We start from the raw sequence: 9177 nt of genomic DNA on the forward strand, positions 1-9177 counted from the left end.
CCGTGCGCCTCCACCACATCCACATCGGACGGACGGAGACCCGCGTTCGCCAGCGCCTGCCGGATCACCCGCTGCTGCGACGGACCGTTCGGCGCCGTCAAACCGTTCGACGCACCGTCCTGATTCACCGCGCTGCCCTTCAGCACGGCGAGCGGAGTACGACCGTTCCGGTTCGCCGACGAGAGGCGTTCCAGCAGCAGGACGCCGACGCCCTCGCCCCAGCCGGTGCCGTCGGCCGCGTCCGCGAACGCCTTGCAGCGTCCGTCGGGCGCCAGGCCGCCCTGCCGGTCGAACTCCTCGAAGGCGACCGGGGTGGACATCACCGTCACCCCGGCGGCCAGCGCCGAACGGCACTCGCCGGCCCGGATCGCCTGTGCCGCCAGATGCAACGCCACCAGGGAGGACGAGCATGCGGTGTCCACGGTGACCGCCGGGCCCTCCAGGCCGAACGCGTAGGCGACCCGGCCGGAGAGGACGGCGGCGGCGTTGCCGGTGGCGATGTGCGACTCGACGTCGGCGCCACCCGCCGCGGCCAGCACGGCCGGATAGTCCTGGCCGTTGGTTCCGGCGAAGACACCGATCCGCTCACCGCGCACCGATCGCGGGTCGATGCCGGCCCGTTCGAAGGTCTCCCAGACGGATTCGAGCAACAGGCGCTGCTGGGGATCCATGGCGAGCGCCTCGCGCGGTGACACGCCGAACAGGGCGGCGTCGAAGTCGGCGGCATCCGTCAGGAACCCGCCGACGAAGCCGGTGGCGTCGCGCCAGCCACGATCGGCGGGCGGCTCGACGAGACCGTCGACACCGTCGCGCACCAGCGTCCACAGTTCCTCCGGCGTGCCGACGCCGCCGGGGAACCGGCAGGCCATCGCCGTGACGACCACGGGGTCGTCATCGTCCGGCACGGGCTGGGCCACTGCGGTCGTCTGCTCGGTCTCGCCGCCGAACCAGGTCGCCAGGTGGTCCGCCAGCGCGGCCGGGGTGGGGTGGTCGAAGACGAGGGTGGCGGGCAACCGCAGGCCCGTCGCCGCGGCGAGCGTGTTACGCAGTTCGATCGCGGTCAGCGAATCGAATCCGATGTCGTGGAACGCCCGGTTCACGTCGATCGCTCCGGGATCGGGATGACGGAGTACGGCCGCGGTCCGCGCCCGGACGAGCTCGAGCAGGGCGTGCCGCCGGTCCGTGGCGGTCAGGCCGCTGAAGTCGGCCGGGCCGGACGTGATCGCGGCCGGCGGCGCCAACTTGCTGATCAGCGGGCTCGGCCGGCCGGCCGTGAAGGTCGGCGCGAACCGGGGCCAGTCGACGTCGGCGACCACGACGGCGGTGTCGTCACATCGGATCGCGGTGTCGAGCGCGTCCAGGGCGGCCTGGACCGGCATCGGCGGCAGTCCGTTCCGGCGGAGTCGCTCCGCCGTTCCCCCGCCGGCCATGCCGTCACTGGCCCACGGGCCCCAGCCGATCGCGGTGGCGGCCCGGCCCGCGGCCCGCCGTCGCAGGGCGAGCGCGTCGAGATAGGCGTTCGCCGCCGCGTAGCCGGCCTGGCCCGCGTTGCCGACGCTGCCGGCGAACGACGAGAACAGCACGAACATGGTGAGCGGCAGATCGCTGGTCAGTACGTCGAGGTTGGCCGCGGCGCGGGCCTTGGCGTGCAATCCGGCGTCGAGCTGTTCGAGGGTGAGCGACAGGAACGTCGCGTCGTCGACCACCCCCGCGGTGTGCACGACACCGGTGAGAGGCCGGTCGGCCGGGATCGCGGCGAGAACGCCGGCGAGTGCCGCCCGGTCTCCCGCGTCGCAGGCGACCACCGTCGCCGAACAACCGAGAGCCGCCAGGTCGGCGACGATCTCGGTGGCTCCGGCGGCGGCGGGCCCGCGTCTGCTGAGGAGCAGGAGCTGGGGTACGCCGTGAGCCGCGAGCCGCCGGGCCACCTGAGCCCCGAGCGCGCCGGTGCCACCGGTGATCAGGACCGTGCCGTGTTCCGCCGGGAACGGTGCCGGGACGGCGGCCGGCGCACGGACCAGCCGCCGGCCGAACGCGCCGGAGCCGCGTACCGCCGCCTGATCCTCGGTCCCGGAGGCGAGCACCGCGGCGAGGCGCCGCCCGGCCCGCTCGTCGACGGTCTCCGGCAGGTCGACCACACCACCCCAGGACACGGGTTGTTCGATCGCGGCGACACGGGCGAGGCCCCACAACGCGGCCTGCGTCTCGTTGCGCAGCGGGTCGGAGCGTCCGGTGGAGACCGCGCCACGGGTCAGGCACCACACCGGAGCGGTCACCTGCGCGGCGGCGAGAGCCTGGATGCAGGTCACGGTGAGGGCGAGACCGGCCGGCACGGCGGGCGTCTCCGGCAGTGACTCCCCGGCCGTACCGGTGAGCAGCAGGACCCCGTCGAAGCCGGTCAGATCATGCTCGTGCAGGTCCTCCGCGGTGTGCACGGGCAGTTCCACGATGTCGGCGCCCTGGTGACGCAGCGCGTCGAGGACGTCGCCGGTCCGCGCGCCGGTGGCGGCGACGGCGAGCCAGGTGCCGGTCAGCCCGCTCGGCGACAGGTGGAGCGGCGCCCAGTCCTCCCGGTATCGCAAGCCGTCGACCACCGAGGTCGACCGTTGCTCACGCCGCCACGCGGTCAGCGCCGGCAGGACACCGTCGAGGGTTTCCGAGGTGACCCTCAGGTCGGCGGCGAGCCGGTCGAGGTCCCCGCGCTCGATCGCGTCCCAGAACCGGGCTTCGGCGGGGGCGCTTCCCGGGATCGGTGCGTCCGACGCGGGTGCGGGCCAGTAGGACCGCCGCTGGAACGGATACGTCGGCAGATCGACGTGCCCGGCCGCCGGCAGGATCGCCGTCCAGTCGACGGCCACACCGACCGTCCACAGCTTGGCGGCCGCCTGGAGCACGGTCTCGGTCTCGTCGCGGTCCTTGCGCAGTGCCGCGGCGTAGGTCAGATCCGGGGCGGTCAGCGCCGCCATCCCGGACAGCACACCCGAGGGGCCGACCTCGACACACCGCGTCACACCGTTGGACGCCAGCCAGCTCACGCCGTCGGCGAACCGGACGGCCTCGCGGACGTGGCGGAGCCAGTAGTCGGCGGTGAACTCCTCGACCGGCTCACCGGTCAGGTTCGACACGACCGGAATCCGGGGGGCCTCGAAGGAGAGGCCCGCCAGCACCGCAGCGAAGTCGGCGAGCATCGGCTCCATCAGTGCCGAGTGGAACGCGTGGGAGACCGTCAACCGGGTCGCTTTGACGAACCGCGGTGCGACCGCGTCGATCGCCTCCACCGAACCGGACAGCACGATCGCATCCGGCCCGTTGACCGCCGCGATGTCGACACCTTCCGGAACATCGGCCTCGGCCGCCTGAACGGCCAGCATCGCCCCACCCGGCGGCAGGGCCTGCATCAACCGGCCACGAGCTGCCACCAGCGTGACCGCGTCATCCAGGTTCAGGACTCCGGCGACGTGGGCGGCGGCGATCTCACCGATCGAATGACCGAGCAGATAGTCCGGGGTGACACCCCACGATTCGAGCAGCCGGTAGACGGCGACCTCGACCGCGAACAACCCGGCCTGCGTGTAAACGGTCTGGTGAATCGCGTCGGAGTCGATCGCCTCGCGCAGCGGCAGGTCCAGCAGCTGGTCGAAGCGGGCACAGATCGCGTCGAACGCCTCCGCGAACACCGGGAACCGGGCGGCCAGGCCCGTACCCATGCCGATGCGCTGCGCGCCCTGACCGGTGAACAGGAAGGCCAGACCCCCCGGAGCGGCGACACCGATCTCGGTCGCCTCGCCGAGCAGCACTGCCCGGTGCTCCAACGGCACCCGGGAACCGGCCAGCGCCGCACCCACCTTCGCGGGATGCAGGTCGGACCGCTGTGCCAGGAAGTCGTGGAGCTGGTCGATCCGGGCCCGCAACGCCTCGGGGGCGGAGGCGGACAGCACCAGCGGTACCGGGGCGTCCGTAAGAGCCGGTCCGGCGGGCACCGGTTCCTCGGACGCCGACTCCAGCACGACGTGTGCGTTGGTGCCGCCGATGCCGAACGAGGAGACACCGGCGCGTCGCGGCCGGCCGGTCTCCGGCCATTCCCGGGACTCCAGCAGCAGCTCGACCGCGCCCGCCGACCAGTCGACGTGCGGCGTCGGCTCGTCGACGTGCAGGGTGCGGGGCAGAAGCCCGTGCCGCATGGCCTGCACCATCTTGATGATTCCGCCCACGCCGGCGGCGGCCTGGCTGTGGCCGATGTTCGACTTGAGCGAGCCGAGCCACAGCGGCCGGTCCGGGCTGCGATCACGCCCGTAGGCCGCGATGATCGCCTCGGCCTCGATCGGGTCGCCGAGCGTGGTGCCGGTGCCGTGTGCCTCGACGGCGTCCACGTCCTGCGGCCGCAGCCCGGCCGCGTCCAGTGCCGCGCCGATGAGCCGCTGCTGGGACAGGCCGTTCGGGGCGGTCAGGCCGTTGGAGGCACCGTCCTGGTTGACGGCGCTTCCCCGTACGATCGCAAGGATCCGGTGGTTGTTGCGCCGGGCGTCGGAGAGCCGTTCGAGGACCAGCAGGCCCGACCCCTCCGACCAGCCGGTGCCGTCGGCGCCCGCGGCGAACGACTTGCACCGGCCGTCGGGGGCGAGCCCTCGCTGCCGGCTGAAGTCGATGAAGGTACCCGGTGTGGCCATCACCGTGACGCCACCGGCGAGGGCCATCGAGCACTCACCACGTCGCAGTGCCTGGGCGGCCAGGTGCACCGCCACCAGCGACGACGAGCAGGCGGTGTCCACGGTGACGGCCGGACCCTCCAGCCCGAACGTGTACGCCACCCGGCCGGAGACGACCCCACCGGCGGCGCCGATCGCGGCGTAACCGTCGACGTCCCGTGTGCCGGAGCCGGCGAGCAGCGTCCCGTAGTCGTGGTACATGACGCCGGTGAAGACCCCGGCCGGGGTGCCGCGAAGCGTGCGGGCGTCGATCCCGGCCGACTCGAACGCCTCCCAGGCCGTCTCCAGCAGGATGCGCTGCTGGGGGTCCATGGCGAGGGCCTCGCGCGGGGAGATGCCGAAGAACTCCGCGTCGAAGGCGTCGGCATCGTGCAGGAAACCGCCCTCGGTCGTGTACGTGGTGCCCGGCCGGTCGGGGTCCGGGTCGTAGAGGGCGCCGATGTCCCAGGTGCGGTTGTCCGGGAACGGGGTGATCGCGTCGCCGCCCTCGGCGACGAGCCGCCACAGTTCGTCCGGCCCGGTCACACCGCCCGGATAGCGGCAGCTCATGCCGATGATGGCGATCGGTTCGCCGTCGGTCGCGGCGAGCGGGGTGGCCGTCCGCGCCGGTGCGGCGGCCGGAGCACCCAGTCGCTCGCACAGGTGATCGGCGATCGCGTTCGGGGTCGGATAGGTGAAGACCAGGGTCGCGGGCAGCGTCAGCCCGGTGGCCCGGGCGAGCCGGTTGCGCAGTTCGACCGCGGTGAGCGATTCGAAGCCCAGGTCGGCGTGCACCCGGTCGGGGTCGACAGCGGACGGCGACGAGTGCCCGAGCACGGCGGCCGCCTCGGTCCGGACGAGGTCGAGGAGGCGGTCGCGGAGCGCGGCCGGGTCCTCGGCGGCGAGCAGGGGCGCCGGACCGGTGGCGGCCACCCGGCGGGCCGGTGTCCGCACCAGGCCGCGCAGCAGAGCCGGCACCGGTACGTCCCCGTCCCGCGGGTCTCGGCGCGTGTCGATCCGGGCCGCGACCGTGTGGACGGGAGCGGAGCGCACGACCGTGTCGAACAGAGCGAGCCCGTCAGCGGTGGTGAGCTCGCCACCGAGCCGGGTCACATCGCGGCCGGTGAGCTGCCCGGTCATCGCGGATGCCTCGGCCCACAGGCCCCAGCCGACCGACGTACCGGGCAGTCCCCGGCCCCGCCGCAGCGAGGCGAGCCCGTCGAGGAAGGCGTTTGCGGCCGCGTAGTTCGCCTGGCCGGCATTGCCGAGGGTGGCGGCGATGGACGAGAACATCACGAAGAGGTCCAGGTCCATCCCCGCGGTCAGTTCGTGCAGATGGACGGCGGCGTCGGCCTTGGGGGCGAGTACTCGCCTCAGCCGGTCGCCGGTCATCGAGGTGACGACGCCGTCGTCGAGGACCCCGGCGCAGTGCACCACGCCGGTGAAACCGGCCCCGTCGATCACCGCGGCGAGGGCGTCGCGGTCGGCGGCGTCGCAGGCGACCACGGTGGCGTCCGCGCCGAGCTCGGCCAGTCGTGCGACCAGGTCAGCCGCCCCGGGCGCGGCCGCGCCTCGCCGGCCGGTGAGCACCAGGCGCCGGACGCCGTGGGCGGTGACCAGCCGTTCCGAGACGAGCGCACCGAGCGTGCCGGTGCCGCCGGTGACCAGTACCGGGCCACCGGTGATCGGGCCGCCGGCGGGGGCGGGTACGGAGACGCGGGCCAGCCGCGGCAGGTGGGCGACACCGCCGCGCAGCGCGACCTGGGGTTCGTCCGCCGGCAGCAGCGGCCGCAGCCACGCCCAGTCGGGCGCGCCGGCGGTGTCCACGTCGACGAGCAGCAGCCGGCCGGGGTGCTCGGACTGCGCCGACCGGACCAGGCCCCACACGGCGGCCCCGGCCGCGTCGGTGACCGGGCCACCGGCCGGAACGGCTCCGCGGGTGACGACGACCAGCTGCTCGTCGTCGTCGCCGTCGAGGTGTTCCTGGACGGTGGTGAGGACGTGGCCGAGCAGGTCACGGAGACGGCCGGGCAGTCCGGGCAGATCGTCGCCGGGGTCGGCGGCCCACAGCACGTGGGCCCCGCCGGGCGCGGACGGCTCCGGGGCGGGCCGGGTGACCGGTGTCCAGCGCACCTCGAACAGGGTGTCGCGCACCACGGCCGCGGCGTTGGTGAGCGCTGCCCGCGTCACCGGGCGGAAGGTGAGCGCGTCGATCTCGGCGACCGGTACGCCGTGGACGTCGGCAAGCGACACGGCGACGGTGTCGGCGTCCAGCCGGCTGATCCGGACCCGCAGCCGGGTGGCGCCGGTCGCGTACTGACGCACACCGGACCACGCGAACGGCAGCATCGGGCCGTCGAAGCCGAGCAGGGCGCCGTGCAGCGCGGCGTCGAGCAGCGCGGGGTGCAGGCCGAACCGGCCGGCGCCGGTCGCGGCGGCGGGCAGCTCGATCTCGGCGTAGGTGTCGTCGCCGGACAGCCACGCCCGGCGCAGACCGCGGAAGGCGGGTCCGTACCCGAACCCGGCCTCGTCACGATCGTTGTAGAAGTCGCCGAGGTCGAGCTCGTCGGCTCCGGCCGGTGGCCAGACGGTCAGGCCGGCGTCGGCCGGCGGAGCCGGGTCGGCGACGGTACCCGTCGCGTGGATCGTCCAGCCGGGACCGTCCGGGCCGCGGGAGGCGATCCGCACGGCACCGTCCTCGACGATCACCTGGACCGTGACCTCGCCGTGAGCCGGGATGATCAGCGGTGCCTCGAGGGTCAGCTCGCCGAGGCCGGGCGCGGCCTGCAGTGCCAGCTCCGCGAACGCGGTCCCGGGCAGCAGCGTCTGCCCGAGGACGGTGTGGTCGGCCAGCCAGGGCAGGGTGGCCGTCGACAGCGTGCCGTTGAGCAGGACACCCGCGCCGGCCAGGCTGACCGGCTCGCCCAGCAGCGGTCCGAGCGGCTCGGGCCAGAAGCGTTCCCGCTGGAACGCGTAGGTCGGCAGGGTGCTGACCGCACCGGAGCCGGTCACCGTGCGCCAGTCGACGTGACCGCCGCGCGCCCACAGCTCACCGGCGGAACGCAGCATCTGCGCGAGGCCGCCGACGTCCCGGCGCAGCGACCCGACCGCGGCGCCGCCCCGCTCCCCCACGCCGGCCACCAGCACCGGATGCGGGCTGGCTTCGACGAACGTACGGTGGCCGGCCGCGATCAGGCCCGCGATGACGTCGTCGAACCGCACCGGGCGGCGCAGGTTCTCGAACCAGTACGCGGCGTCCAGTCCGGCCGGATCCTGCAGTTCCCCGGTGACCGTCGAGTGGAACGGCACGCCACCCGGCAGCGGCGTCAGCCCGTCGAACGCGGCGAGCAGCTCGGCGCGTACCGCGTCGACATGGGCGCAGTGCGACGCGTAGTCGACCGGCACCCGCCGGCACCAGACACCCCGCTCCGCGCAGTGGGCCTGCACCAGGTCGACCCCGGCGACGTCGCCGGACAGCACGACCGACATCGGCCCGTTGATCGCGGCGACCGACACGCCCGGAATCTCGTCCGCGAGCCGGGCCGCGCCGTCCTGGTCGATCGCGACCGCGATCATGCCCCCGGTGCCGGCGATCGCCCGCAACGCCCGCGACCGGACCGCCACGACCCGTGCTCCGTCCGGAAGCGACAGGATTCCGGCGACCACAGCGGCGGCAATCTCACCCTGCGAGTGGCCGACGACGCCGGCGATCCGTACGCCCATCGACTGCCACACCGCCGCGAGCGACACCATCACGGCCCACAGCACCGGCTGGACGACGTCGACGCGCTGCAGCAACCTGTCGTCGTCGCTGCGCAGCACGTCGAGCAGTGACCAGTCCACGTGCTCGTCGAGCGCCGCGGCGCATTCGGCGATCCGGGCGGCGAACACCGGCGACTCGCGCAGCAGTCCGGCGGCCATGCCGGCCCACTGCGAGCCCTGCCCCGGGAAGATCATCACGATGTCGGTGTCCGGGCCGGTGACCGCGCCGGCCGGCTCCAGCCTGTCCAGTCCGGCCAGCAGCTCGTCGCGGCCGGTACCCACCACGACCGCGCGGTGCTCCAGGACCGCCCGCGACGACACGAGCGCCCTGGCCACCGCGGCCACGTCGGTGTCCGGCCGTTGTGCCACGTATCCGGCCAGCCTCACGGCCTGGGCGGTCAACGCCGCCGCCGACCGGGCGGACAGCACCCACGGGACCGTGCCGGGCGGTTCGGGTGCCCCGGCCGGTTCGGGCGGCCCGGCGGGCGCCTCCTCGACGATGACGTGGGCGTTGGTGCCGCTGATGCCGAACGACGACACGCCGGCCCGGCGCGGCTCGGAGCCCGGCGCCCAGTCGCGGTTCTCGGTCAGCACCCGTACCGCGCCGGACTCCCAGTCGATGTGACCGGACGGCACGTCGACGTGCAGGGTGGCCGGCAGCACACCGTGCCGCATCGCCATCACCATCTTGATCACACCCGCCACACCGGCCGCAGCCTGCGTGTGCCCG

At 74.0% G+C, this 9177-nt stretch carries 1 protein-coding gene; it reads right to left on the reverse strand.

All coding sequences use genetic code 11. The features are described 5' to 3' along the window. Window positions 1–9177 (reverse strand): type I polyketide synthase (locus AB0G04_RS43905; protein WP_360996617.1); only part of this gene is annotated, 9177 nt, incomplete at both ends.

Origin of the sequence: Actinoplanes sp. NPDC023801, assembly GCF_040639655.1 — a bacterium.
In the GTDB taxonomy this organism is placed as follows: Bacteria; Actinomycetota; Actinomycetes; order Mycobacteriales; family Micromonosporaceae; genus Actinoplanes.